At 68.0% G+C, this 25,338-nt stretch carries 23 protein-coding genes and 1 pseudogene; 11 read left to right on the forward strand and 13 right to left on the reverse strand.

Annotation, left to right across the window (positions count from 1 at the left end):
* The first annotated feature begins 5 nt into the window (after nucleotides 1-5).
* Genes HFP15_RS21655 through HFP15_RS21670 form a run of 4 tightly spaced genes read left to right on the forward strand, consistent with a single transcriptional unit; the run spans nucleotide 6 to nucleotide 2,765 of the window.
* On the forward strand, nucleotides 6-386 hold the full coding sequence (locus tag HFP15_RS21655) for a carboxymuconolactone decarboxylase family protein (RefSeq protein WP_168518510.1): 381 nt from the start codon (nucleotides 6-8) through the stop codon (nucleotides 384-386).
* Nucleotides 383-1,291 carry an NAD(P)-dependent oxidoreductase gene (locus HFP15_RS21660; protein WP_168518512.1) on the forward strand — a complete coding sequence of 303 codons (909 nt, stop codon included), beginning with the start codon at nucleotides 383-385 and terminating at the stop codon, nucleotides 1,289-1,291. Before HFP15_RS21655 ends, HFP15_RS21660 begins: the two co-directional genes overlap by 4 nt.
* Nucleotides 1,288-2,097: an N-acyl homoserine lactonase family protein gene (locus tag HFP15_RS21665; protein WP_168518514.1), complete on the forward strand. Its 810-nt coding sequence runs from the start codon at nucleotides 1,288-1,290 to the stop codon at nucleotides 2,095-2,097. Before HFP15_RS21660 ends, HFP15_RS21665 begins: the two co-directional genes overlap by 4 nt.
* A 2-nt stretch (nucleotides 2,098-2,099) precedes the next feature.
* Nucleotides 2,100-2,765 (forward strand): NIPSNAP family protein, encoded by a 666-nt coding sequence (locus HFP15_RS21670; RefSeq protein ID WP_168518516.1) that lies wholly within the window; start codon nucleotides 2,100-2,102, stop codon nucleotides 2,763-2,765.
* Between the two features lie 64 nt (nucleotides 2,766-2,829).
* Here HFP15_RS21670 and HFP15_RS21675 read toward each other — a convergent pair whose 3' ends face one another.
* A complete protein-coding gene (locus HFP15_RS21675) occupies nucleotides 2,830-3,978 on the reverse strand; it encodes a CaiB/BaiF CoA transferase family protein (RefSeq protein WP_168518518.1) in 1,149 nt (382 codons plus the stop codon).
* 9 nt (nucleotides 3,979-3,987) lie between these two features.
* Nucleotides 3,988-5,139 (reverse strand): acyl-CoA dehydrogenase family protein, encoded by a 1,152-nt coding sequence (locus HFP15_RS21680; RefSeq protein WP_168518520.1) that lies wholly within the window; start codon nucleotides 5,137-5,139, stop codon nucleotides 3,988-3,990.
* Between the two features lie 77 nt (nucleotides 5,140-5,216).
* Here HFP15_RS21680 and HFP15_RS21685 point away from each other — a divergent pair, with 77 nt between their 5' ends.
* On the forward strand, nucleotides 5,217-6,164 hold the full coding sequence (locus HFP15_RS21685) for a LysR family transcriptional regulator (protein ID WP_246271913.1): 948 nt from the start codon (nucleotides 5,217-5,219) through the stop codon (nucleotides 6,162-6,164).
* 47 nt (nucleotides 6,165-6,211) lie between these two features.
* On the opposite strand, the pseudogene HFP15_RS21690 reads toward HFP15_RS21685, so the two are convergent.
* A pseudogene (locus tag HFP15_RS21690) lies at nucleotides 6,212-7,124 on the reverse strand (IS110 family RNA-guided transposase); the annotation flags it as partial.
* 109 nt (nucleotides 7,125-7,233) lie between these two features.
* Here HFP15_RS21690 and HFP15_RS21695 point away from each other — a divergent pair.
* Entirely contained in the window at nucleotides 7,234-8,811 is a 1,578-nt protein-coding gene (locus tag HFP15_RS21695) for an IS1182 family transposase (protein WP_446680250.1), read from the forward strand.
* A 184-nt stretch (nucleotides 8,812-8,995) separates the two neighbouring features.
* On the opposite strand, the gene HFP15_RS21700 is transcribed toward HFP15_RS21695, so the two are convergent.
* The 6 genes from HFP15_RS21700 to HFP15_RS21725 all read right to left on the reverse strand — a co-directional run bounded on the left by HFP15_RS21700 (nucleotide 8,996) and on the right by HFP15_RS21725 (nucleotide 15,393).
* The gene (locus HFP15_RS21700; protein WP_312871681.1) at nucleotides 8,996-9,883 is read right to left on the reverse strand and encodes an IS5 family transposase; all 888 of its coding nucleotides are present in this window, start codon (nucleotides 9,881-9,883) and stop codon (nucleotides 8,996-8,998) included.
* A gap of 226 nt (nucleotides 9,884-10,109) precedes the next feature.
* A complete protein-coding gene (locus HFP15_RS21705) occupies nucleotides 10,110-10,886 on the reverse strand; it encodes an SDR family NAD(P)-dependent oxidoreductase (RefSeq protein ID WP_168518524.1) in 777 nt (258 codons plus the stop codon).
* Nucleotides 10,887-10,954: 68 nt separating this feature from the next.
* Nucleotides 10,955-11,497, reverse strand: a complete 543-nt coding sequence (locus tag HFP15_RS21710; protein WP_168518526.1) for a cupin domain-containing protein — start codon at nucleotides 11,495-11,497, stop codon at nucleotides 10,955-10,957.
* Between the two features lie 20 nt (nucleotides 11,498-11,517).
* Complete coding sequence (locus tag HFP15_RS21715; RefSeq protein WP_168518528.1) at nucleotides 11,518-12,555, reverse strand: ABC transporter permease; 1,038 nt, start codon at nucleotides 12,553-12,555, stop codon at nucleotides 11,518-11,520.
* The gene (locus HFP15_RS21720; protein ID WP_168518530.1) at nucleotides 12,548-14,230 is read right to left on the reverse strand and encodes a sugar ABC transporter ATP-binding protein; all 1,683 of its coding nucleotides are present in this window, start codon (nucleotides 14,228-14,230) and stop codon (nucleotides 12,548-12,550) included. Before HFP15_RS21720 ends, HFP15_RS21715 begins: the two co-directional genes overlap by 8 nt.
* Nucleotides 14,227-15,393, reverse strand: a complete 1,167-nt coding sequence (locus HFP15_RS21725) for a substrate-binding domain-containing protein (protein WP_168518532.1) — start codon at nucleotides 15,391-15,393, stop codon at nucleotides 14,227-14,229. Before HFP15_RS21725 ends, HFP15_RS21720 begins: the two co-directional genes overlap by 4 nt.
* Nucleotides 15,394-16,232: 839 nt before the next feature.
* On the opposite strand from HFP15_RS21725, the gene HFP15_RS44175 reads away from it, so the two are divergent.
* Genes HFP15_RS44175 through HFP15_RS21740 form a run of 3 tightly spaced genes read left to right on the forward strand, consistent with a single transcriptional unit; the run spans nucleotide 16,233 to nucleotide 18,680 of the window.
* The gene (locus HFP15_RS44175; protein ID WP_376768886.1) at nucleotides 16,233-16,655 is read left to right on the forward strand and encodes a DUF2255 family protein; all 423 of its coding nucleotides are present in this window, start codon (nucleotides 16,233-16,235) and stop codon (nucleotides 16,653-16,655) included.
* A gap of 13 nt (nucleotides 16,656-16,668) precedes the next feature.
* Nucleotides 16,669-17,460 carry an SDR family NAD(P)-dependent oxidoreductase gene (locus HFP15_RS21735; protein ID WP_168518534.1) on the forward strand — a complete coding sequence of 264 codons (792 nt, stop codon included), beginning with the start codon at nucleotides 16,669-16,671 and terminating at the stop codon, nucleotides 17,458-17,460.
* Between the two features lie 5 nt (nucleotides 17,461-17,465).
* Complete coding sequence (locus HFP15_RS21740; protein WP_168518536.1) at nucleotides 17,466-18,680, forward strand: acetyl-CoA hydrolase/transferase family protein; 1,215 nt, start codon at nucleotides 17,466-17,468, stop codon at nucleotides 18,678-18,680.
* Here HFP15_RS21740 and HFP15_RS21745 read toward each other — a convergent pair.
* Genes HFP15_RS21745 through HFP15_RS21755 form a run of 3 tightly spaced genes read right to left on the reverse strand, consistent with a single transcriptional unit; the run spans nucleotide 18,677 to nucleotide 21,984 of the window.
* Nucleotides 18,677-19,132 carry a nuclear transport factor 2 family protein gene (locus tag HFP15_RS21745; RefSeq protein WP_168518538.1) on the reverse strand — a complete coding sequence of 152 codons (456 nt, stop codon included), beginning with the start codon at nucleotides 19,130-19,132 and terminating at the stop codon, nucleotides 18,677-18,679. The two genes, HFP15_RS21740 and HFP15_RS21745, sit on opposite strands and share 4 nt — an antisense overlap.
* Nucleotides 19,133-19,156: 24 nt before the next feature.
* Nucleotides 19,157-20,611, reverse strand: coding sequence for an aldehyde dehydrogenase (locus tag HFP15_RS21750; protein ID WP_168518540.1), 1,455 nt, complete (start codon nucleotides 20,609-20,611; stop codon nucleotides 19,157-19,159).
* On the reverse strand, nucleotides 20,608-21,984 hold the full coding sequence (locus HFP15_RS21755) for an MFS transporter (RefSeq protein WP_168518542.1): 1,377 nt from the start codon (nucleotides 21,982-21,984) through the stop codon (nucleotides 20,608-20,610). Before HFP15_RS21755 ends, HFP15_RS21750 begins: the two co-directional genes overlap by 4 nt.
* A gap of 116 nt (nucleotides 21,985-22,100) precedes the next feature.
* On the opposite strand from HFP15_RS21755, the gene HFP15_RS21760 reads away from it, so the two are divergent.
* Nucleotides 22,101-22,934 carry an acyl-CoA thioesterase domain-containing protein gene (locus HFP15_RS21760; protein WP_168518544.1) on the forward strand — a complete coding sequence of 278 codons (834 nt, stop codon included), beginning with the start codon at nucleotides 22,101-22,103 and terminating at the stop codon, nucleotides 22,932-22,934.
* A gap of 15 nt (nucleotides 22,935-22,949) precedes the next feature.
* On the opposite strand, the gene HFP15_RS21765 is transcribed toward HFP15_RS21760, so the two are convergent.
* Nucleotides 22,950-23,741 (reverse strand): SDR family oxidoreductase, encoded by a 792-nt coding sequence (locus tag HFP15_RS21765; protein WP_168518546.1) that lies wholly within the window; start codon nucleotides 23,739-23,741, stop codon nucleotides 22,950-22,952.
* A 93-nt stretch (nucleotides 23,742-23,834) separates the two neighbouring features.
* Between HFP15_RS21765 and HFP15_RS21770 the strand changes: the two genes are divergently transcribed.
* Nucleotides 23,835-25,316, forward strand: coding sequence for an aldehyde dehydrogenase family protein (locus HFP15_RS21770; protein WP_168518548.1), 1,482 nt, complete (start codon nucleotides 23,835-23,837; stop codon nucleotides 25,314-25,316).
* Nucleotides 25,317-25,338: the final 22 nt, after the last annotated feature.

A 25,338-nucleotide genomic window follows, 5' to 3' on the forward strand; every position in this document is an offset into this window, starting at 1 on the left:
TGGAAATGCACGACGAAACCTATGAGCAGGGCCTGCGCATCCGCCGGGAGGTCGTGGGCGAGGACTACGTCGACGCGGCGCTGAAGGGCGCCGGCGAGCTGGGCGCCCCACTGCAGGATCTGGTCACGACGTTCTGCTGGGGCGCGGTCTGGGGGCGGCCCGGTCTTCCGCGCGCGACCCGGAGCCTGCTGAACATCGCGATGATCTCGGCGCTGAACCGGCCGAACGAGCTGCGAACCCACATCCGCGGCGCGCTCCGCAACGGGTGCGGCGAGCAGGACATCGTCGAGGTCCTCCTTCAGGTCGCCGCGTACTGCGGGTTTCCAGCCGCCTTGGACGGTTTCCGGACGGCACGGAAAGTGTTCGACGCGGAGACGCGGCGATGAGCGGCGCGCTCGGAATGCTCGGGCTGGGCCGGATGGGGTCGCGGATGGCGGACCGGCTCGTCGCTGCCGGGCATCGCGTCGTGGTCTACGACGTCGAAGCCGAGGCGGTGGCCCGGCTCGAGGCGCGTGGCGCGCTCGCCGCATCCTCACCCGCCGAGGTCGGGGACCGGGCCGCAACGGTACTCACGAGCCTGCCGACGCCCGCCGTCGTGCGGGACGCGGTACTCGGCGAAAACGGGCTCGTGCACGGGCGGGCGATCCGGCGGCTGGTGGAGTTGTCCACGACCGGGATGCCCACGGCGCAGCTGCTCGCGGGCGAGCTGGAGTCACGCGGGATCGCCGTGGTGGACGCCCCGGTGAGCGGGGGCACGGCGGGCGCGGAAAAGGGCACGCTGGCGGTGATGGCCGCGTGTTCCGCAGCGGATTTCACCGCTGTGGAGCCGATTCTCACGATCCTGGGCAGGGTGTTCCACGTCGGCACCGAACCGGGACTCGGCCAGGCGATGAAGCTGGTCAACAACTACCTGTCCGCGGCGGCGCTGGCGACGACGTCGGAGGCCGTGGTCGCCGGGGTCAAGGCCGGGCTCGAGCCGAGCGTCATGATCGAGGTCCTCAACAGCGGGTCGGGACGCAACAGCGCGACGCAGGACAAGTTCCCGCGCTCGGTGCTGCCGCGGACGTTCGACTTCGGATTCGCCACCGGGCTGATGGAAAAGGACCTCGGCCTGTTCGCCGAGCAGGCCGCCGGTTCCGGGGTGCCGCTCTGGGTGGGGTCGGCGGTGCACCGGCTGTGGCGGCAGGCGAAGGACGAGCTGGGTGGCGACTCGGACTTCAGCGGCATCGTCCGCCTGGTCGAGGCCTGGGCGCACGTCGAGGTCAGGGCCCGCGCGGCGGAGGATCGGTGACCCAGGACGGCTACCAGGTCTTCGCGATCCGGCACGGCCACGTGCACCGCACGGTCGCGGACAACTTCGCCGGCGGCTGCCCCGACGACCGGCCCATGCCGATGGACTACTTCATCTGGGTCGCGGCCAACGAGCGCCGCACGATCGTCATCGACACCGGTTTCGGCGCCGGCGAAGCCGCGCGTCGTGGCCGCAGCGTGACCCGGAGCGTCGCCGACGGCCTGCGCGCGATCGGGGTGGACCACGCGATCGTGACCGACGTGATCCTCACGCACCTGCACTGGGACCACGCCGGGAACCTCGACCTGTTCGGCGCGGCCCGGTTCCATCTGTCCGAACAGGAACTGCGGTTCGCGGCCGGAGCGGCGATGACCGACCCGGGCCGTTCGCTCGGCTATGCCGGGTCGGACGTGGCCGACGCGGTCCGGCTGGTGCACGAGGGCAGGGTGCGCTTCGCCGGGGAGGACGAAGAGCTGTTCCCCGGGATCAGCGTGCACCTGGTCGGCGGGCACACGGCGGGCACGCAGGTCGTGCGGATCGCCACCCGGCGCGGTCCGATCGTGCTGGCTTCCGACGCCGCCCACTTCTACGCGAACATGAGCCAGATGCGGGTCTTCCCGGTGACCGACGACCCCGACAAGCTGCTCAACGTGTACACACAACAGCTTCCGGCGCTAGTACAGTCCACTATAGACATAATTCCAGGGCACGATCCGCTCGTGCTCGAGCGGTACCGGCCCGCAGGGGTGGAGCTGCGCGGCTGGGTGGCCCGGCTCGATCAGCCTTTCGACGAAACAGTGAGGTGACGATGGATCAGCCCGCGCCGATCAGCGGTGAGAACGTCGGCCAGCAGGAACGGGACCTCCGGTACGAGCTCGCGACTCTGTCCTTTCCTCTGCTGGAGGGCGAAAAGGCGAGCGCGGGAGTGTTGCCGTGGGTCAACGCTCCCGAAGCGCGCGGACAGCTCCTGGGCTGCTGGCAGACGGAGAACGGCCCGCTCGGCAGGCTCGTCGTGTTGCGTGTCTTCGTCAATGACGCCGAGCTCGCGCGTGAGCGGCAGCGCGCCCGCGCGAGCAGCGAGCCGTTCGGCGCGGGGGAGCACCTGACCGACCTGACTCTGCAGAGTTTCGCGCCGTTCCCGTTCGTGCCACCGGTGCGGACAGGGCGGTTCGGACCGGTGTACGAGATCCGCGACTACCACCTGCGGCCGGGAGGCCTGCCCGCCACGATTCACGGCTGGCGGCAGGCTCTGCCGGCGCGGCACCGGATCGATCCGCTGACCATCGTGATGTATGCGCTCGACGGGCCCGACCGGATCATCCAGATCTGGCCGTTCCAGAGCCTCGACGAACGGGTCGCTCTTCGCAGGGATCTCTACGGTTCGGGTTTGTGGCCGCCTCCCGGCGCCCCTGAGCAGATCCTCGACGCGACCTCGATCATCGCGTGGCCCGCCGGGTTCTCCCCGCTCACCTGAGCGCTCGCCGGTGGTGCCACGGCGGCGGCGGGCCTTCGCACTCCGCGTCCGGCATGGCCGGCGGTCACGATGGGACGTCCTGGCCGAACTCGGCGCGCAGGGTGGCGTTGTGTTCGCCCAGCGCGGGCACCGGACGCATGAGTGCTTCTCTGCCTTCGACCTCGACCGGCGGCAACAGGGCGCGCATCGAACCGCCAGGGGTTTCGACCGCGCGCCAGCGGTCGCGCGCCTCCAGCTGGGGGTGCTCGGTGAACTCGGCCGGAGTGCGCAGGGTCGCGTTGGCGATCCCGGCGTCGTCGAGGAGCTCGATCGCCTTGCCGGCGGTGAGTGCGGCGAACACCGACTCGATCACCGCGGTCAGCTCGGCGTCGTGCGCGACCCTGTCCACATTGGATGCGAAGCGCGCGTCGTCCACCAGTTCGGGCCGTCTGAGCACGGTGCGGCACAGCGTGGCCCATTCGCGGTTGTTCTGCACGCCGAGGAACACCGTCCCGTCGCCGGTGCGGTACGGCCCGTAGGGCGAGATCGAGGGATGTTTCGCGCCGGTGCGTCGCGCGGGTTTCCCGCTGTAGCGCGAGAAGTAGGCGGGCTGGCTCATCCATTCGCCGAGCGCGTCGAGCATCGCGACGCTCAGCGTGGCGCCCCGCCCGGTGCGTTCCCGTTCATAGAGCGCGGTCAGGATGCCGCTGTAGGCGTACATCCCGGTGGCGATGTCGGCGATCGAGAACCCTGCCTTCGCGGGCGACTCCGGCGTGCCGGTGCCCATGACCAGGCCGGCTTCGCACTGCACCAGCAGGTCGTAGGCCTTCTTCGAGCGGTACGGGCCGTCCGCACCGTAGCCCGACACCGAGCAGTGGATCAGCTCCGGCCGCGCCGCGCGCAGCGTCGCGGCGCCGAGGCCGAGGCGGTCGGCCGCGCCCGGCGCGAGGTTCTGCACGAAGACGTCCGCGTGTTCGAGGATGGCGTCGAGCAACGCGCGGTCGCCGGAGTTCTTCACGTCGAGCTCGACGCTTTCCTTGCCGCGGTTGAGCCACACGAAGTAGCTCGACTGCCCGTGCACGGTGTGGTCGTAGCCGCGGGCGAAATCGCCGGCGTCGCGGCGCTCGACCTTGATGACACGGGCACCGAGGTCGGCGAGCTGGCGGGTGGCGAACGGCGCCGCCACCGCCTGTTCGAGCGAGACGACGGTGATGCCCTCGAGTGGATGAGACATCGCCGCCCCTCAGATCTTGTGGCGCTTGACGAGTGCGCGGGCGATCACGTTGCGCTGGATCTCGTTGGTGCCCTCACCGACGATCATCAGTGGCGCGTCCCGGAAATAGCGTTCGACGTCGAACTCGGTGGAGTAGCCGTAGCCGCCGTGGATGCGGACCGCGTCGAGCGCGACCTCCATCGCCGTCTCCGACGCGAACAGCTTCGCCATCCCCGCCTCCAGATCCGCGCGCTCGCCGGAGTCGTACTTGCGGGCAGCGAAGAGCACCAGCTGGCGGGCGGCTTCGAGCTTCGTGGCCATGTCCGCCAGGTAGTTGCCGATCGACTGGTGCTGCCAGATCGGCTGCCCGAAACTTTCGCGTTCCTGGGCGTAGCGCAACGCGTCCTCCAGCGCCGCACGGCCCACACCGAGTGCGCGGCATGCGACCTGGATGCGGCCGATCTCCAGACCCCGCATCATCTGCGCGAACCCGCGGCCCTCCTCGTCGCCGAGCAGCGCGGTCGCCGGCACCTGGAAATCGACGAAGGACAGCTCGCAGCTTTCGACGCCCTTGTAGCCCAGCTTCGGCAGGTCGCGCGACACCGAGAAGCCGGGGCCCTTCTCGACCAGCAGGATCGATACACCCCTGTGCGGGGGTGCGGCCTTCGGGTCCGTTTTGCACAGCAACGCCACCAGCTGCGAACGGCGGGCGTTGGTGATCCACGTCTTCGACCCGTTCACCACGTAGCGGTCACCGTCGCGGCGGGCGGTCGTGCGCATGGCCTGCAGGTCGGATCCACCGCCGGGCTCGGTCAGCGCCATCGTCGCGCGGATCTCGCCGGTGGCCATCCGCGGCAGGTACTTGTCCTGCTGTTCCTTCGTGCCGAAGGCGACGAGCAGTTTCGCGACGACGGTGTGCCCGCCCATCGCGCCGGCCAGGCTCATCCAGCCCCGCGCCAGCTCCTCGGTGACCGCCGCGTAGCACTGGGCGGACACCGCCGTCTCGCCCCACGGCTGCGGGACGGCGAGCCCGAAGATCCCCATCTCCTTCATCTGCTCGATGAGCTTGTCCGGATAGGTGTTGGTGTGGTCCAGCGCCTGCGCGACCGGTTTGACCTCCCGATCGACGAACTCGCCCACCAGCGAGACGATCGCGTTTTCCTCTTCGGTGAGCCCGTCCATGCTTCGTCCTCCACTTCACGAAATCGGTACTGCCATCATGGATCACAATGATCTAACGTGAGAAATACCTTTTCGTCATGGCGATATGCGGGAGCGCGATGGACCTCAAACAGCTGAAGGCACTCGTGACCGTCGCCGAGGTGGGCAGCGTGACCAGGGCAGCGGAGCTGCTCCACCTCGTCCAGCCGGCGGTGACCCGGCAGATCCGGGCTCTGGAGGACGAACTCGGCGTCGCGTTGTTCGAGCGCACCCGCACCGGAATGCGGGCCACGGAGGCCGGGACGTCGCTCGCCGAGCGTGCGCGGCGTGCGCTCACGGAGCTGGAGCGCGCCCGCGCGGAGCTCGCCCCGGCTCCCGGGGTGGTGACGGGCATCGTGACGCTGGGACTGCTGGAGAGCTCGGCCGATCTCCTCGCCGAGCCGCTCGTCGCCCGGCTTGCCCGCGACTACCCGGAGATCGAGCTGCGGCTGCAGACGGCCTACTCCGGGTACCTGCAACGGTGGCTCGACGAGGGCGACCTCGACCTCAGCCTGCTGTACAACCTGACCAGCTCGCCCTCGCTCAACGTGACACCGCTGGTCCGCGAACGGCTCTGGATCGCCGCGCCGCCGGACGAGGATCTGCGCCAGGACGCACCGATCCCGTTCGCCGGACTCGCCGGGCGGCAGCTCGTCCTGCCCGCGACGGGGCACGGCCTGCGCATCCTCATCGACGCGGGCGCGCGGCAGGCCGGTGTCCCGCTGCACAGCACCGTGAACACCAACTCGATGGCACTACAGAAGAAACTCGCGCGGGCCGGGCACGGCTGGACGATCCTGCCTGCGGTGGGCCTCGTCGACGAGATCGCCGCCGGGACGCTGTGCGTCGCGCCGCTGGGCGAGCCCGAGGTGTGGCGGTCGGTAGTGCTGGCGATGCCACGCACCGGGCGCGTCCCGGCCGCGGTCGACGTGGTCGCGCGCGAGCTGAACCGTCAGGTGCGCGTCGCCGTCGCCGCGAACCGCTGGCCCTCAGCCGAACTGTTGTGAGTCAAGACCGTTGTTCCCTTGGCGTTGCGGGGGTCCCTATGTGGTTGTCAAGCCGCTGCGGGCGTCGGAACACGGTCGGGATGCCGGTAGTAGGTCTTGTTGCGGAGCATGGCGTAGATGACGTCGCAGCGTCGTCGGGCCAGGCGGATCAGCGCGGCGTTGTGCTTCTTGCCTTCGGCCCTCTTGTGGTCGTAGTAGGACCTGCTGGTGGGGTCGGCCAGGGCAGCGAACGCGGCGAGGAAGAAGGCGCGTTTGAGCTTGCGGTTACCGGTGCGGGCAGGGTGCTCACCCTTGATCGACGAGCCGGAGGCGCGGGTGACCGGGGCGATGCCGGCGTAGGCAGCGAGGCACACCGAGGACGCGAAGGCCGAGGCGTCGCCGATCTCCAGCAGGATGCGGGCGGCGGTCCTGACGCCGATGCCGGGCATCGAGGTCAGGACCCCGGCGAGAGGGTGCGCATGGAGTATCTCCTCGACTTCGATGGCGACGTGTTTGCGTTGCGCGAGAACGGTCTTCAGGCTGTCGGCCAGCCGAGGCAGCACGGAGTCGGCTGCGCCCGTGCCCGGCACGGTCACCGTTTGTTCGTCGAGCGCAGCGAGGATCGCGGTGGCCAGCTTTGCGGATTCCGGCCGGCCCGCCGCAGCGGGAGAGGATTTCCAGCACGGCTGGGTGGCTGATCCGGGGGCAGATGGCGCGTTGCAAGCCGGGGTGAATGCCGGTGAGCAGGCCGCGGATGCGGTTGGCGATCCGAGTTGCCTCGCGGGCCAGGTCGTCGTCGAATCCGACCAGCACGTCGAGCTCGGCCAGTGCCTCATCGTCGACATCGACCGGGCGCAGGGTATGCGGCAGCGAGCGGGCGGCGATGATGAACGCATCCCGGGTGGCGGTTTTCGCGCGACCTGGATGGAGATCGGCGATACGGCGCATCGCCAGACCTGGCAGGTAGGCCACCTGGTGGCCAGCCGTACACGATGACGCGGAGGCCCTAGATGGCTGGTGTTTTAGGTTGTGAAGGATTTGGGTGTGTTGGTCATCCTGGTCGGGTGACCGGCTCGGCAGGATGACTGCCGTGGCCCTGGGACGCACACCTCGTCAGACCGGCTTGCTGCGCTCGACCGTGGACTACTGCGATGGCCGGGTCGCGCCGGATTCGATCTATGGGATCTTGCACCGGGAGTGTTTCGCGTTGTTCTCGGATGGGATGTTTGCGGACCTGTTCACCGATATCGGGCGTCGGTCGGTGCCGCCGATGATCGTGGCCGTGGTCATGGTGCTGCAACGGATTGAGGGCTTGTCGGATCGGGAAGCCGTGGACCGGTTCGCGTTTGATGCCCGGTGGAAGTACGCCGCCGGGGGTTTGGATTTCGACTATCCGGGGTTCGTGCACACCGTGCTGGTGGACATGCGCGCGAGGCTGGCTCGTTCGGATCGGCCGGACCGGATCTTTCAGGTCGTGCTGGATGTGGCGCACCAGGCGGGGTTGGTGGGGCGGCGGCGGGTGCTGGATTCCACGCCGATCTACGACGCGGTCGCCACGATGGACACCATGACCCTGATCCGCTCGGCGATCCGGGGTCTGCTCGCGGCCACCGACACCGGTCTGACCGGCGAGCTGCGCGCCGCGATCACCAGTGGGGATGACTACTCCAGCACCGCGAAACCGCAGATCGACTGGGACGACGCGGCCGCCCGGGAGGCATTGATCGACTCTCGGGCACGGGACGGGTTCGCGATCCTGGCGCTGGTGGAAGGCCGCCGCCTGGATGCCGGCGTGGATCAGGCCGCGAGGTTGCTGGCCACCGTGTTGGGCCAAGACCTCATCGACGACAACGGCGTGTTCCGCATCGCTCGCAAGGTGGCGGTGGATCGGGTCATCTCCACCGTTGATACCCAGACGCGCCATGGGCACAAGACCAACGCACGCAGCTTCGATGGCTACAAGGGGCACCTGGCCGCTGATCCCGACTCCGAGATCATCACTGCCACGACGGTGACACCTGGCAACACTGGTGACGCCGAGGTTGCCGAAAGACTTTTGGCTGACGTACTCCCACCCGAACCCGAACCCGAACCCGAAGATCGGCCTGCGGTCTACGGGGATGCCGCTTATGGCGCTGGGGATCTGTTGGCTCGACTGGACAATGCTAGCGTCTACAATGGACTAAAGGTGCAGCCGCCGGCGCGGGTGAAGGGCCATTACGGCAAGGACAGCTTCACCATTGATCTGGATGCTCAGACCGTGACCTGCCCGGCCGGGATCACCACGGGCATCCGCGCTCACGGTGGCCGCCACGCCGGGACCGCCGAGTTCGGTGCCGCGTGCGCGGACTGCCGGCTGCGCGGTGAATGCACCACCGCGGCAGCCGGTCGCACCATCAGCATCAGCCCGCACGAGGTGCACCTGGCCGCGGGGCGAGCCCGGCAGGCTGATCCGGTCTGGAAGGCCGATTACCGGGCCACCCGCCCGAAGGTGGAACGCAAGATCGGGCACCTGATGCGGCAGCGTCACGGCGGTCGACGCGCACGGGTTCGCGGACTGGTGAACGTGGCCGCCGACTTCTCATTGTTGGCAGCCGCAGTCAACCTCGCCCGGATGGGCAGGCTTGGGATCACCTCTGCCGGGAGCGGATGGGTCACGGCGGCCTGAGTACCCGACTCTGCCCATTCCGGGTTCACGGTCGGCTCTGACAGGCCCTGCTCGGCGCGTGACCGACCCATCAGCTCGCGACACTACGCTCACGACCACAGATGACGTGACCTATTCCGCCTGACATATCGCCACGTCAGCACCCCTCACGACCCCGTTCGACACCAGCCACCTAGGGCCTGTCTCAAAGTCGTAGCCATTCGTTGATCGCCGCGATGTGGATGGTTGCTTCGTAGCGGAGGGCGAGCTTGTCGTATCTCGTGGCCACGGCGCGGTTGCGTTTGAGCCGGTTGATGCCGCACTCAACGGCGTGGCGCTGTTTGTAGATCTCCGGCTCGAACGTCGGTGGTCGGCCGCCGAGGTGTCCCTTGGCCTTGCGGTGGCGCACCTGGTCGACCTTTTCCGGGATCGTGCACCGAATACCGCGGCTGCGCAGGTAAGCGCGGTTGGCTCGCGAACCATAGGCCTTGTCCGCCAACACCCGGTCCGGCCGGGTCCGCGGCCGACCACGGCCCGGTCGGGCCACGCGAATACGACTCAAGACGACCTGAAACTGTGGCGAATCCCCGCGTTGGCCCGCGGTGACCACCAGCGACAACGGTTTCTGCCCCTGCTCCGTGGCCAGATGCAGCTTGGTGGTCCACCCACCGCGCGATCGCCCCAGCGCGTGATCAGCCGGCTCCGGGTCCCCCACTCCGGCCGGAGGTTCTTTCTGAGCAGCCCCCTTTTGTGGCGCACCAGCCGCATGCTGGTGCGCACGGGCGATGGTCGAGTCCACACTGACATCCCAGGTGATCAACTCCGCCGCGTCCGCACAGGCCTGCAACCGAGACAGCACCGCCGCCCAGATCCCGGCCCGTTGCCAGCGCCGGAACAACCCATACACCGCCTGCCACGAACCATAGGCTGGTGGGACGTCCCGCCAGGGTGTCCCGGCCCGCACCCGCCACCGGATCCCGTCGATGAGCTGCCGTTTGCTCCACTGCGGCGGGCGACCCGGCTTCTTCCCGACAGGCAGCAGCGGCTCCAGGATCGCCCACTGTGCGTCGGTCAGGTCTGCCCGCCCCGCCACCGCTACGCGGCCACGAGGTCTCCGGTGTTCTTGATCGTCTTGGTCGATGATCGATCTACCGGAGACCTCACCTATTCGATCAACGACACGCCGACAACGACCTCACACAGCGACCTCAGCTGGTCAACACTTCGCGACACACCCTAGGCGCTGATTCCGCGTGAAATCATCTCGCGCTCCTCAACGCGGAGATGCTCCGTCCGGGCAACCCGTTTCTTGGGCGCGATCAGTCTCTTCCACCGAACGAGGGGACGCCCACGGTGTGACCACCGTCCACGGGGAGCACTGCGCCGGTGATGAAACTCGCGTCGTCCGAGAGCAGGAACGCGATGGCGGCGGCCACCTCGCGCGGTTCGCCTTCTCGTCCAATGGGGTGCGACGCGCGGATCCTCTCTACGTTGGCCGGATCAGCGAACATCGACGCGGTCATGGGCGTGCGGATCATGCCGGGCGCGACGACGTTGACGCGCACGTGCAGGTGGGCGAGTTCGAGGGCCATCGTCTGCGAGCTGCCGACGACCCCGAACTTCGAGGCGACGTAGCTGAGGCGATTCGGCACCGCACGAATTCCGGCCGCCGACGAGACATTCACGATCGCCGCCGCCTCACCAACCTGCGTAACGGTCCGGACGAATGCCTGGCACATGTTGAGCGTCCCGGCAAGGTTCACCGCCAGGACCTTGTCCAGTTCCTCGGGGCGCAGATCCAGGATGTTGCCGACACCCCGGATGCCCGCGCTGTTGACGAGCCCGTACAACGTGCCGAAACGCTTACCAGCGGCGCCGATCAACTCGGTGGTCTGAGCGCGGTCGGCGACGTCGACCGCCACCGCGTGGAGCCTGTCCTTGTCTACGTGCTCGCCGAAGACCTCCTCGATGTCCGGCAGACGAAGGTCCGCGGCCACGACCGAGGCGCCTTCGCTGTGGAGCCTCTTCGCCGTAGCGGCTCCGATGCCGCTGGCAGCACCGGTGACGATAATCGCCTTGTCCTGAAATCTGGTCATCAGACCCTCGCCTGTCGATGGAAATGCTTGCATGGAGCCGGCCACGTCCGGACGGCATTGGAGACGGACTAGCCGCGGACCGCGGTGATCATCGTCGTAGCGAGCGTGCACGGGCGATCCGACCTGTTGCGCCACGCATGGCGCGTGCCCCGCTGTACAAGGGTGTCGCCGGCCCGCAGGAGGGTCTCACCCTCCTCCAGCACCACCCAAATCTCGCCGTCGACCACAGTAACGACGTCGACCGTGTCGGTCCTGTGCATGCCGGGAATGGCGGCACTGCCGCCGGCATTGCCCTGGTCCCCGTAGATCTGGTGCATGGCCGCCTGGTAGGCGGCGGCTCCCGCTCCGTCGACGTCTTCGTCCGGGGGGAATACCGCCAGCCTCACGCACAGGCCGACGCGAGGTGGCACCAGCTGTGGCCCGTCGGTGTTCTCCTCATCGTCCACGCGGACGGGAAGTGCGCCGGTGGACCAGACGTCCATGATTACGCTACCGGTGGGACGTCGCACCCACCTCGGCGTTGCTCCGTCGGCGACGATGGTGGATCGCCCCTCGGCATTGAGGCCGGTGATGACCCGGCGAGCCAGCTTCGGCTCCGGCTCGGACGACATCCATGCTCCTTACTGCGCGATCAGGAATTGTGAAGGTTTTCGAGTTGGATCGCTCGGGCCTTGCGCTCGCGAGCCCGGGTGGTGAAGGTCGCGACGGCGACGCTGAACACGAGCGCTCCGCCGTTGAACATCTGCGTCACGCTCGCCGGCGCTCCCATGAGGGTGAATCCGTCCACCGCGACGGCGACGAGGAACAGCCCGAACATCGTTCCCCAGACGTTGTAGTGCCCGGGATCGATAGCGGTTCGACCAAGGAACACCGCGGCCAGGGCGGGGAACAGGTAGGAGATCGCGCTGCTGGAGTCGCCACCCCCGTTGCTCGAAGTCAGCAGAGCGCCGGCGATGCCCGCGAGCAGTCCCGAGAGCAGATAGGTGATGGCCACCGCGCGGCGGGTCCGGACCCCTGCCAGCTTCGCGGCCATCTCGTTGCTCCCGATGGCCGCCAGCCTGCGGCCGAAAGGCAACTGAGTCACGAAGAACCAGACGACGACCGCCACGATGATCAGGATCCAGAAAGGTGTCGGTACGCCGAGCCACTTCTCGGTCGTCCAAAGGGAGAAGTCAATGGGTATGCCATTCGAAATGGTCTTGCCGCGCGTGTAGAGGGCCAGCGTGCCGGCCCAGAAGATGTAGGTGCCGAGAGTGGTGATGAACGGGTCGAGGTTCAGGCCCGAGACCAGGAACGCGTTGAGCCCACCGGCGAGCACTCCGATCACGACGCCGGCGATCAGGCTCACGGCGACCGACTGGCCGTGCTGCGCGACGAGGCTGGCGACGGTGACGTTGGAGAGACCGGCGACCGCGGCGGCGGAGAGGTCGAAGTAGCCTGCGATCATGGGAATGACCATCGACAAGGCGATGAGGCCGGTCACCGACTGATTGGCCAGCACGTTGTTGATGTTCACGAGTGTCCGGAAGGCCGGTCCGGTCGCCGGGATCACCGCGAAGACCGCAATGATGATCACCAGGAAGATCGGCAGGCCGGCACGTTCCAGCTGTCCGAACTTCGGACGACGCGTGGCGGCAGGGGCGGTAGATTGTGCCGCGGTATCAGTCATGGCTTGTTCCGCTCTGCATGTGGACCAGTTGGTTTAGCCGGTGAGCTGTCAGTTCCTCGCACGGCACCTCGGCGACGAGTCGCCCGTTGCGCAGGACGATGGCGCGATCGACGAACTGCGCCAACTCCTCGAGATCCGAGGTGACGACTACGGCGGCGCCACCGGCTGCTGTGACGCGCCGGACGGCCGCGTAGATATCCGCACGAGCCCCGACGTCGACGCCTTGACTAGGTTCGTCGAGCAGCAGCAGGGAGGCGTCCCGCCGTAGCCACCGCGCGAGAATCGTCTTCTGCTGGTTGCCGCCGGACAGAGCCCGCATCTGAACCGTGCCTGACGGTGCCTTGACCGCGAACCTCGCGCGCAGCGCGTCGGCGTCCCGGCGCATCTGTGCACGGCGGAATCCCAGCCCTCGCCAGTAGCGGCCGAGTACGCCGATGTCCAGGTTCTCGTCGACGGTCATGTCGAGGAAGGCCCCGCCGCGGGAGCGGTCTTCCGGGATCATGACGACGCCCGCCTCGATGGCCTTGTCCATGCCGCGGAAGTTGGCGTTCCGGCCCCGCAGCCTGACCTCGCCGGCCTTCTTCTTCAGTCCGCCGTAGATGGCGCTGAGCAACTCGGTACGCCCCGAACCGAGCAAGCCGGCCACGCCGAGGACTTCACCGGCGTGCACGTCGAAGGTGACGTCTTGGACCGGACCGGCGGAGAGGCTGTGCACCGTGAGGATCGGTTCTCCCACTGCGGTGGTGGACCGCTGCGCCCTGATTTCCTCCGCCCGCCGCCCGAGAATGGACTCGATCAGCTCTGCCTCGGTGAGCGTCTCGGTGCGATGTTCCTTGAACACTCGGCCATCGCGCATGACTGTGACCCGGTCGGTGATCGACAGCACCTCGTCCAGCCGATGACTGACGAAGACGATGGCATGCCCCATCGCCGCGAGCTGCCGCACCGTCGACAGCAGCAGTTCGACCTCGGCGGCGGGCAGGGCGGCGGTGGGTTCGTCGAGCGCGACGATGCACCGGCCTTCCTGGACGTCCTGCAGCGCTGCGGCGATGGCGACCTGGGTCCTGACCGAGACCGGCAGGTGTTCGATCAAGCTGTCCGGTGTGGCCTGGATGTGGAAGCGGTCGAGCAGTTCCTGTGCCCGGCGCCGGACCTTGCTCCAGGCGATCCGTCGCGGCCACGTCATCGGATAGCTGCTGCCGAGCATCATGTTCTCGGCGACGGTCAGGTCCGGGTACAACGGCGGGTCCTGGTGGACGACCCGGAAGCCCAGCTCGAACGAGGTCTTGGGCGTCAGCTCGGCGGCATCGAGCTCACGGCCGTTGATCGCGAACCGTCCCGAGTCGGCGCCGACCACTCCGGAGATGATCTTTATCAAGGTCGATTTGCCGCAGCCGTTGCCACCGCACAGCGCGTGCACCTCGCCGTAGCGCACCTGCAGATCGACGTCCTTGAGAGCCTGCGTACCGGGATAGACCTTCCGTAAGGCCCGCACCGATAAGGCGACAGGCGCATCTGGGCTGTCGATGCCGCCGGGCACGTGCACGTGCTGACTCCCATCCGCGACGGAGTCCACGGCGGTGACGTCGCTGGATGACCGGCCGGTGCCGGCTGGGTTGGTGCCCACGGCACCGACCCAGCCGACACCCCCGTGATCGGGGTGGTCCGAACTCATCCTTGGCCCACTCCCCAGGCCTTCTTGTACATGGCCTGGTAGTCGACGGTCGTCTGATAGTTCGAACCTGGCTGTGATGGCAGGTTGTGAGTCTTGTCGAGCGAGACGAAGCCGAGCCCCTCCGGCACTGAGGGCTGCCCGTTGAAGTGGCGGTTCAGCTCGTCGATCGCCGCCCAGGATTCCCACTCGGAGGACTTCGCCGACGCCTCGGCGTAGAGCTGTCCCGATCGAATGAGGTCGAGGGCGTTGCCGGAGCCGCTGTTCGCGAGCACCTTCGCCTTGCTGCCACTCTGCAGAACGGCCTTGGCGCCTCCGCTCTCGACCGCGTTGAAGTCGAAGGGGAACCACACGTAGTCCGCATCAGCATTCTTGATCAACGCGTTGCGCAACGCGGTGACCCACGGTCCGTTCGGCGCCAGATCCGCCAACGTCCAGGGAACCTCGGTGACGATCGTGCACTTCGGACACTTCTGTGCCAGAGCGTCCTTGAAACCGGCATAGAGGAAGTCGTACTGCGGATCCCCTTGCCCGGGCGCCGCGATGATCTTCGCCTGACCACCGGAGTCCGCGGCGACGAAGTCACCCGACCACGTGCCCCATCCTGTCCACCAGGCCTTCTGCCCTGGATAGTTCTCGCCGTAGATCAGCGGGACAGTGAATAGCGATGGGCCGGTTCCCGCGTCCGAGCAGTCGGTGGTCTCGACGCCCATGACCGGGACGCCCTGCTGCTTGGCTTGCTGCAGCTCCGGCTGCAGGTTGGAACACGAGAACGCGTCCAGGATGATGGCGTCCGGATGCGCGGCCAAGGCCGTGCGAAATGCGGTGGCCTCCCCGTTGGCCTGGTTCAGATTGCCATCCGCGATATGAAAATCCCATCCGATCGCCTGTGCCGCCGCCTGGCCCGCCGCGGCATAGCCGGAGCAGGCCGCGGACACCTGCCCGCAGGAGATCCACCAAACGTTCTTACCCTTCGCCGCCGGCGGCGAAGACGTCGGCGGCGTTCCCTCGTCGCCCTTGAACAACTGTCCCAGCGAGGCCTTGTCCGCGCTGCTGGACCCGCTCGATGTGCCGCCCGATCCACCGCTACACGCGGTGAGCAGTAGTGTCGGCAGCGCGACGCCGATCGCCACTATCGCCAGACGTCGAAGCTTCAGTCGATTCACTGAACCTCCCAATGAGGACCACGGAGTGCACCGTTGCAACCCGTTGAAGCCTCCGGACCGACAATCGCCGGTTCGAACTCGGCACGCCAGTCCGGAGGGAATGTAGAATATACGATGCGTGATGTTTTGCAATCCCACGGATTTCCTGAGGCGACCTGTCCGGTCGCGATCAGCAATGCCTTATATCGCATCATATATTGTACTAGGGCGGGTAGGTAGGGCTGACGCGTCGCCCAAGTCCAAGGCCCGACCGCGACCCCTGGCCCGCCGGCGGCGCCGACCTGGGCTCAACCCTGGCCGCCGGGCGGGATGCGTTGTTCGAGCAGGGAGTGCACGGCCAGGCAGGCGCGGTGGGACTCGCCCCGCCGCGGGGCGTGGACAACACCGGTTGGCCCGTGGCCAACAACAACGCCACGAGCAGGCTCGCGACGCCGACCGTCAGATCCGCCGCCCGCACCACCTCGCCCGCCTTCGCCGCGGTCCGAATGATCAAGTGCTCGATCACAGCCTGCCCGCCTACTACCTTCCGGAGAACACCACCCGGCCGGTGTCATCCACTGCGTAGGCGTGATGACAGCCGTTACCGACATCGATTCCCGACCCACGTCGTGCGCGCCGCCACGCGGCCCGTCCTCCGTTACTCCGGCTCAACCCCGCCGACAGCTCCATAAACAGCGATCAAGCGCTGATTTCAATCGGCGGCCAGGGCGTCCAGGACACCGGGGCGGCCACGGCTTCGAAGTCACCCGACGGCAAGACACCATCAATCACACCCCGCCGCACCGGGGCATTCACGACCCTCCGTCCTAAACACCAACAACCTCGTGGAGACACCATGACTGCCTGGACTTCCGAAGACATCGACCTGCTCGGCGCCGCCGAGGAAGTGGAGATCACCACCGCGCGGCGCCGACGGCACGTTGCGGCTGTGGGCATCGATCTGGCTGGTGCGCACCGGACACGAGATCTATGTGCGGTCCTATCGCGGCACCAGCGGAGCCTGGTACCGCCACGCGAGCGCACAAGGCCGCGCCCGCATCCGTCCGGCCGGTGCCGAGCATGTGGTGACCGCCGAAAAGCCCGGCGTCGGCTCCCGCGAGGACATCGACGCGGCCTATCGCGAAAAGTACGCCCGCTACAGAACAACTACCTCAAGCGCATCCTCGCCGCCGCGGCGGCCGAGGCTACCCTGCGGCTCGAGCCAGGGTGTATGCCCAACGGGAAGCATAATATATTATGGTTTGAAATTAGGGTCGGAATGAGAGGTGCGCGGTGGTGGACAACGCAACGAAGGCCGAGCTGACCGGCAAGGTCGCGCTGATCACGGGCGCGACCAGCGGCGTGGGGCTGCTGAGCGCGTTGCGGCTCGCGGAGCGCGGAGCGACGGTGGTGGTCAACGGGCGGTCGGCCGAGCGCGGCGCCGAAGCCATGCGCAGGCTGGGCGAGGTGACGGACCGGGCGTCCTTCGCCGCGGGTGACTGCGCCGACTACGACAGCATCGCGGCTGTCGCCTCCCGTGTGGTCGACGATCAGGGCGCGATCGATCTGCTGATCAGCGCGGGCGCGCAGGGCGAGCACGGTCCGACGCCGTTCGCCGAGATGACCGGTGATGAGCTCACGCGGGCGTTCACGAGCCGCTTCTTTCCGCGCATCTACCCGGTGCACGCCGCCCTGCCGGGCTTGCGGGTGCGCGGGGGAGCGGTCGTCATGCTCACCACCGACGCGGCGCGGACGGCCACCAGCGGCGAGTCGATCATGGGAGCGTCGGGTGCCGGGGTCATCCTGATGACGAAAACGCTCGCCAAGGAACTGGCCCGGTGGAAGGTCCGCGTCAACAGTGTGGCGATGACGATCACCGCGGGAACTCCGTCTTGGGACCGTATTTTCGCCACGGAAAGCTTCCAGCAACGCCTGTTCGAGAAAGCAGTGGCGCGGTTTCCGTGGGGCAGTCCGCCGGACGCCGGAAACGTCGCAGATGCGGTCGTCTTCCTCGCCTCCGGCGCGGCGGGACAGGTCACCGGGCAGACGCTCAGTGTGAACGGCGGGCTGTCCTTCGGCGGCTGGTGACCCGGATGCCCGGATTCTCGATCCTCGACCACGTTCGTCCCGGCGACCACGTCACAGTCGGCGAGGCCGCGGCCGAACCGCGCGAGCTGGTAGCGCATCTTTTTGCGGCCGCAGGGGAACTCGAACCGATGACGGTGTTGTGTGGCTACAGCCTGAACGACGCGTGGCGGACCGTCCACCCGGGACGGCCGGCGGTCAAGTCCTATGCGGCGCACGGATCTCTTCGCAAACTCGCGGCCGCAGGCGCGCTGGAGATTCTGCCGTGTCATATTTCCAGTCTCGTCCGCTACATCCGGGACGGGACTGTGCCCGTCGACGTGGTCCTTGTCCAGCTTCCGCCTGCCGACGAGGACGGCTTTCACAGCCTCGGACCGTCCATCGGCTATCTCGGCGACGCGATGGACAGGGCGCGGGTGATTCTCGCCGAGATCAATCCGAACGTGCCGAAAACCGCAAGTTCACGGCGCATCCACCGGTCGCGGATCACCGCGGCGATCCACTCCGCAACCCCGCTGCCGACGTCGCCGTCGAGGCCGGCGGGTCCCGCCGAGAAGGCCATCGGGGCGACGGTGGCGGCTCTGGTGCCCGACGGTGCGAGCCTGCAACTCGGTATCGGGGCCGTGCCGGGGGAGATCGCCGGGGCGTTGCGAGACCGGTCCGGGCTGCGGGTGCGGTCGGCCCTCATCGGGGACTGGCTCCTGGAACTCGTGGACAGCGGCGCTCTCGACGTGAGCGTCCCCGGAGCCTGCGCCACCGGCATCGCTCTGGGCAGCCGCCGGTTGTATGACTTCATCGACCACAATCCGGGTGTCGAATTCGTTGCCCCTGGCGAACTTCTGAGCCCTGCCGCGCTCGCGTCCTGCGACCCGCTCGTCGTCGTCAACTCCGCGCTGCAGGTCGACCTGTACGGCCAGGTCAACGCCGAGGCGCTGGGCGGCAGGTATCTCGGCGCGGTCGGCGGGCAGGTCGACCTGTTCCGCGCGGCCCACCTCGCCAAGTCGGGGCTCGCCGTGGTCGCGCTGCCCGCCACCGACCCCTCCGGTGCGAGGAGCTCGATCGTGCCGCGGCTCGACGGGCCGACCACCTCGCTGCAAAGCGATATCGACGTCGTCGCGACCGAGCACGGGCTGGCGGATCTGCGCGCGACCACGGCCGCCGAACGGGCGCGCCGCCTGATCGCGATCGCCGCGCCGGAGCACCGGGATTCCTTGCGGGCTTAACCCGCCGGCCGGTTGGATTCCTCTGCCTGCAAGAAGTTGATCCGGTAGACGCGGGAGGCGAACCGCCAGCCTTCCGGGGTCAGCCGGAACTCGTCGGTGTACTCGGCCACGCTGCGCGGGGTCACCCGCGCGGAGAGGACGCCGGGCCGCGGGTCCGGCTCGCGGAACACCACCGCGTAGGACGTTCCCGTGGCGTGCTCGCGGTCGATGACCTCGACGACCTCGTTGGCGGACAGGTGCCGTCCCAGCCGGTGCTTCGGGTAGGCATGCGCCCACTCGAGGATCGCGGTCCTGCCGACGATCGGCTCCGACGCCGCCGCGGGTTTGTAGATGCCGTCCGGAGCCCACAGTCCCGCGAACTGGTCGAGCTCCAGATGGTCGAGATGCAGGCAGTAACGGGCCATCAGCTTCTGGCATCCGTGCTCGATCACGAGCCGCTGGAGATCCTCCATCGTGTTCCTTCCCCTATTCGTATGTCAGCGCAGCGAATCCGCGAACGTCGGCGGGAGTCCGTACGATTTCGGCTCCACATAGGACTCGAAGCCTTCACGGCCCGCCTCCCTGCCGATCCCGCTGGCCTTGACCCCGCCGAAGGGAGCGTGGAATCCGGCGGGACTGCCGTTGAGCTCGACCGTTCCCGTGCGGATCCGGCGAGCGAGCGCCAGCCCGTGGTCGAGGTCCTGGGTGAACACCGCGCCGCTGAGCCCGTAGGAGGAGTTGTTGGCGATGGCGACGGCTTCGTCTTCGTCGGCATAGGGGATGACTGCGAGCACCGGGCCGAAGATTTCCTCCTGCGCGATCCGCATGTCCGGCTTCACGTCCGTGAAGATCGTCGGGTCGACGAACCAACCGTGCGGCTGCTCCGGCTCGCCGCCACCGGCCACCACGGTGGCCCCTTCTTCCTTGCCGATACGGATGTAGTCGCTGACGCGGTCGCGTTGCCGCGCGGTCACCATCGGGCCGATCTGGGTTGCCGGATCATGCGGATCGCCGACCGGCATGGAGCAGATCAGCCCGCGGAGGCGGTCCACGAACTCGTCGTGCCGACGGCGCGACACGAGCAGCCGGGTCTTGAGCGTGCAGATCTGCCCGCTGTTGCGCAGCGACCCGAGCCGCAGGGCCTCGGCTGTCTGCTCGAAATCGGCGTCGTCGAGGACCACGGCGGCGGATTTGCCGCCCAGCTCCAGCGTGACCCGCGTCAGGTTGCCGCCGCAGATGGAAGCGATCCGCCTGCCCGCGGCGGTCGATCCCGTGAAGGTCACCTTGTCGACCCCCGGATGCCCCACGAGGTATTCGCTGACGTCCCGGTCGGCAGGAACCACGTTGAGCACGCCGGCGGGCAGCCCGGCCTGCCGGAAGAGCTCGGTGAGAGCGTAGACGCTCAGTGGCGTTTCGGGTGCGGGCTTGAGCACGACGGTGCAGCCGGTCAGCAGAGCCGGGGCCAGTTTCTGGACCGTGACGGTCAGCGGGACGTTCCACGGCACCACGGCGGCGACTACGCCGACCGGCTCGTGGGTGACGAGCGCGCTTCCCGACGCGGCTGTCCGGATCTCCTCGAACGGGTAGCTCGCGGCCAGTTCGGTGTAGGTGTCGAGCAGAGCGAGCGGGGCGCCGACCTGGATCGGCCCGGATTGGGCGATGGGGGAGCCCATCTCGTCGGTGACCAGTGCCGCGAACTCGTCCTGCCGTGCGGCCAGCGCCGTGCGGACCCGCCGGAGCAAGGCGATCCGCTCGGCGAGACCGGTGCTGCTCCAGCGGCCCTCGTCGAAGGCGCGCCGGGCCGCCGCCACCGCGCGGTCGACGTCCCCGGTCGTCGCGGCGGGGACGGTGCCGACGATTTCCTCGCTCGATGGTGAGATCACGTCGATCTTTCCGGTGCCCTCGGACGGGATCCACTCGCCGCCGATGAACAGGGTGGTGTGCGACTTCATCGTTCCCCTTGTGATGCGATCGGATTGTGCCTGGTTTCCGCTGCCCGCTCCCAGTCGAGATCGTCGCGCATGGTCTCCCGCAGGCAGAACGTGCACACCGCGGCGACGGCGGACAGCGCCGCCAGCACGATGCCGAAGACGGCGGTGCCCTGGGCGGAAATGATCACCGGGGCGAGCAGGGGTGCGACGCCACCGCCGATCACGCCCGTGATCTGATAGGCGATACCGGCGGCTGTGTAGCGGTAGCTGGTGTGGAACTGCTCGGGTACGAAGGCACCGATGGCGCCGTACCCGAGCCCGGCGATCGCCATCGTGAGACACATCGCGAGCCCGTACGCGGCGACCGAGCCGGTGCCGAGCAGGGGGAACAGCACCAGGCCCCACACCACGCCAAGGATCTGCGACCCACCGATGACCGGCCGCCTGCCCAGCCGGTCGGACAGCACCGCGCTCAGCACCGTGAACCCCGCGAACGCCAGGCCTGACAACGCACCCATCGCGAGGACCGCGTTGCGTGACAGCCCAAGGGATTCGACCCCATAGTTGGCGACGAAGGCGTTGCCGACGTAGACGAAGGTGAGTGCGGTGAGCGGAACCCCCGCCGTGATCAGGATCGTCCGCGGCTGCTTGCGGAAAGCCTGGAACAGCGGGACTCCGGACGCGCCGCCACGCTTGCGCTGTTTCTCGAAAACGGGAGTTTCCTCGACCTTGAGCCGGATGTAGAGGCTGAAGGCGAGGAGCAGGATACTGGCGATGAACGGGACGCGCCAGCCCCACGCGAGGAACGTCTCGGGGCTCACCAGCAGGCCGACGAGCAGGAAGGTGCCAGCGGAGAGTGCGTTGGGCATCGAGTGCCCGAGCTGGGGGAACATCGCGTACAACCCGCGGCGCCGCTTTGGCGCGTGCTCGGTCACGAACAGCACGGCCCCGGCCCATTCACCGCCGATCGCGACGCCCTGGACCGCCCGCAGCACAACGATGAGAATCGGCGCCGCGACGCCGATGGTGTCCGCGGAGGGAATCAGGCCCATCAGTGTCGTCCCGAGGCCCATCCCGGTGACGGTGGCGATCAGGGTTCGTTTGCGGCCAAGCCGATCACCGAAGTGTCCGAAAAGGATCGCGCCGACGGGCCTGCCGACGAACGCGACGCCGAGCGTCGCGAGCGAGGCGATCGTGCCCGCCGCTGGCCCCAGCGAGGGGAAGAACACCTTCGGGAAGACGAGTGCGGCGGCCAGACTGTAGAGGACGAAATCGTAGCCTTCGATCAGGGTACCGACGAGGCTGGCGATGGCGATCCGCCGGAATCCTCGTTGTTCTTCGGGCATCGTGCCCGCTTCGGATTGGACGGGGCTGCGATCTTCGCTGATCGGCATGGCCGGGTTCCTGTCTGCTCGGCATGGTCAGAGATGAACTTAATATATGATATTTGCAACGAAGGTCAAGAGAACTTGGGGGACCATTATATATTAAGCGTGATAGCGTGCCGGGTGTGAATCACGCCTATTTCGAGGTGGCGCCGGGTGCGGGCGACACCCTGGTCCCGCGTCCGTCGGCGGGTAGCCTGTGGGGCGGCGGCACCGGGCAGATGCGGGGGAGCGCGGTCAGCGGGGCACTGGCCCGCGCGGTCGAACGGGCGGTGCCACCAGGCCCGGACGGGGTGTCGCGGCGGCCGGTGCGATGGCGGGTCGACCTGTTCCGCCCCGCCGCGATGGCACCCTGTATGGCGGAGGCGACCGTGGTCCGGGCGGGCAGGCAGCTGTGCTTGGTCGACGCGGTGTTGCGCCAGGACGGCCGTGCGGTCGCCCGCGCCGGAGCGGCGTTCCTCACCGAGGCAGCCGCTCCGGAGGGCAAAGTCTTCTCGCCGCGGCTGGATTTCGTCCCCCCGCCGCCTGGCATGCGGCCGGGAACAACCGAGGACCGGCTGTACTACAGCGAGACGGTCGGCTGGACCCCGCTTCCCGATCCGCACCAGAACGAGCACCGCAAACAGATATGGCTCGCCCCGGTCCGGCTCGTGGCCGGCGAGGAAGGGACCGCCTTCCAGTTCACCGCCATGGCCACCGATGTGGTGAACATGGTTGCCAACTGGGGCGCGCTCGGCGTGGAGTTCATCAATGCCGACGCCAGCCTCGTCATGAGCAGGCTGCCCGCGCCGGGGGAGGGGCTTGGGCTGGCCGCCGAGCACCGTTTCGCCGAAGCCGGGATCGCGACCGGGACGGCGGTGATGTTCGACCGCGCGGGCGCGTTCGGCGCCGTGACGGTGTCCGCCGTGGCGAGTCCGGGTGGCGCCATCGATCCGCGGCTGATCGGCGTACGCCGGTAGCGCCACCCGGCTCGTTCAGCGGGTCGTGGCCAGTCCGCAGTCGACCGGGATGACCACGCCGGTCAGTCCGGATCCCGCCGTCGACGCCAGGTAGAGCGCGGCGCCGGCGACATCGGACGGGCCGACGAAACGGCCCAGCGGCACCTCGGCGAGCACGGCCGGATCCCGGCGGTACTCCTTGCCCTCCCTGCGCAACCCGGTCACGAACATCCCCGGCGCGAGGACGTTCACGGTGATGCCGGGCGCGAGCCTGGCCGCCAGATGCGTGCTCAGATGGTGCGCGGCCGCCTTCGACGACGAGTAGGCGTACACGTCCCGCTTCGCCACGCGCAGGGCGTTGACCGAGCCGACGGTGATCACCCGTGCGGGCTCATCGGCGGAACCCGTCGCCTCCAGAAGCGGCAGTAACGCCTGGACGAGGAAGAACGGTGCCTTGACGTTGACATCGTGCACGTGGTCCCAGCCGTCCTCGGAGAATTCGGGAAGTGGCTGCTCGTGCTGCGCGCCCGCGTTGTTGACCAGTACGTCCAGCGCGGGAAACAGCGAGCCGATCGTCGCCGCGAACTCCCGGCAACCCGCCACCGTGGACAGATCGGCGGGGACGGCCCTGCAGGTGCCCGACGCGCCGAGTTCGTCTTCCGCCCGTGCGCAGTCCTCAGCACTGCGCGACGTCACCACGACCTCCGCCCCGCCCTCCACGAAGCCTTGCGCGATCGCGCGGCCTATTCCGCGGACGCCGCCGGTCACGACGACGCGTTTGCCGCGGACGCCGAACAGCCGCTCGATGTAGGAGGTCTCCCGGGGCATCTGCTCTTCCTCTCTGATACGAAGATGGACCTGACGATCCTCTCATGTTTAATATATTGTGCGTGACCACAATCCGGTAGTAAGAGGAGAACCGTGACAACCACCTTGTCCACGCCCGTTGGATATCTCGGCGCGGCCGGCCATGTCGTGCCCGGCGACGGTCAGTACTTCGACATAGAGAACCCGGCCACGGGTGTGACGATAGGTCAGGCTCACGAGGCCCGTCCATCCGAAGTGGACAGTGTTGTTGGGCAGGCGGAACAGGCGTTCAACGGTACCTGGAGGGACACCGCCCCCGACGTCCGTGGTGCTCTGCTGCGATCCTGGGCCGAGCGGATTACCGCACACCGTGAGGAGCTCGCGGCGCTCGAGCTCGCCGAGGTCGGGCACGTGCGTGCGGAGGTGCTGGGCGATATCGACACCGCCGCCAGGGTGCTCACCTATTATGGCGGCCTCGCGGACAAGCTCGAAGGCACCACATTCTCGCAGTATCCACACCGTGTGGCCTACGGGATGGATGAGCCTTTCGGTGTGGTCGCGGGGATCAACGCCTACAACGCCAACATGGTCTTCGTGGCGGTCAAGGGCGGGCCCGCGCTGATCGCGGGCAACTGCATCGTGTTCAAGGCGGCTGAGCTGGCCCCGCGGTCGACCTTCCGGATGGCCGAACTCGCGCTCGAAGCGGGGATACCGCCCGGCGTGGTCGGCGTGGTGACCGGTCGCGGTGAGACGGTCGGCTCGCTGCTGTCGGAGCACCCCGCGGTGGGGATGGTCTCGTTCACCGGCAGTCCCGGTGCCGGGCGCGCCGTGATCGGGCAGTCGGCGCGCAACATCGCTCCGGTGGTACTGGAGCTCGGCGGCAAGAGTCCCGCGATCCTGTTGCCTGACGCGGATCTTGACCTGGCCCTGCCTTCGGTGCTGCATTCGAACTTCGTCAAGAGCGGCCAGAGCTGCATCGCCGGATCGCGGATCCTGGTCCACGAGTCCCGGTATGCCGACGTGGCGCAGGAACTCGCCAAGCGCGCCGCCGCGGTGCGGGTCGGCCTGCCTGCGGACGAGCGTTCCGAGATGGGCACGCTGATCAGCAGGCGACAACGCGAGCACGTACACGGGCTCGTCGGGCGAGCGGTCGCCGGCGGAGCCACGTTGCTGACGGGAGGGGCACCCGCGCAGGACGGGCCGCTGGCCGCGGGCTCGTTCTACCAGCCGACCGTGCTCGCCGACGTCGCCGACGACAACCCCGCCGCCACCACCGAGGCATTCGGCCCGATGGCGAGCGTGCTTTCCTACTCGGACATCGACGAGGCCCTGGCAAGGGCGAACGCCACGAGTTTCGGCCTGAGCTCACAGATCTGGGGCAACGACGCCCGGACGATTCACTACCTGGCGCAGCATCTCGTCGCGGGGACGGTCTGGGTCAATGCCCACCGTGCCCTGCATCCGACGGTGCCCTCCGGAGGAATGAAACGCAGCGGTTTCGGCCGTGAGTTCGGCATCGCGGCGGTCCGGGAGTTCACGCGCCACAAGTCCGTCGTGTGGGACCTCACGACCGATCGCGCGCTGCCCTACACCTGACCATCGCCGCCGACGGCGATGA

It is taken from the genome of Amycolatopsis acididurans, from assembly GCF_012328925.1.
Classification (GTDB): Bacteria; Actinomycetota; Actinomycetes; order Mycobacteriales; family Pseudonocardiaceae; genus Amycolatopsis_E; species Amycolatopsis_E acididurans.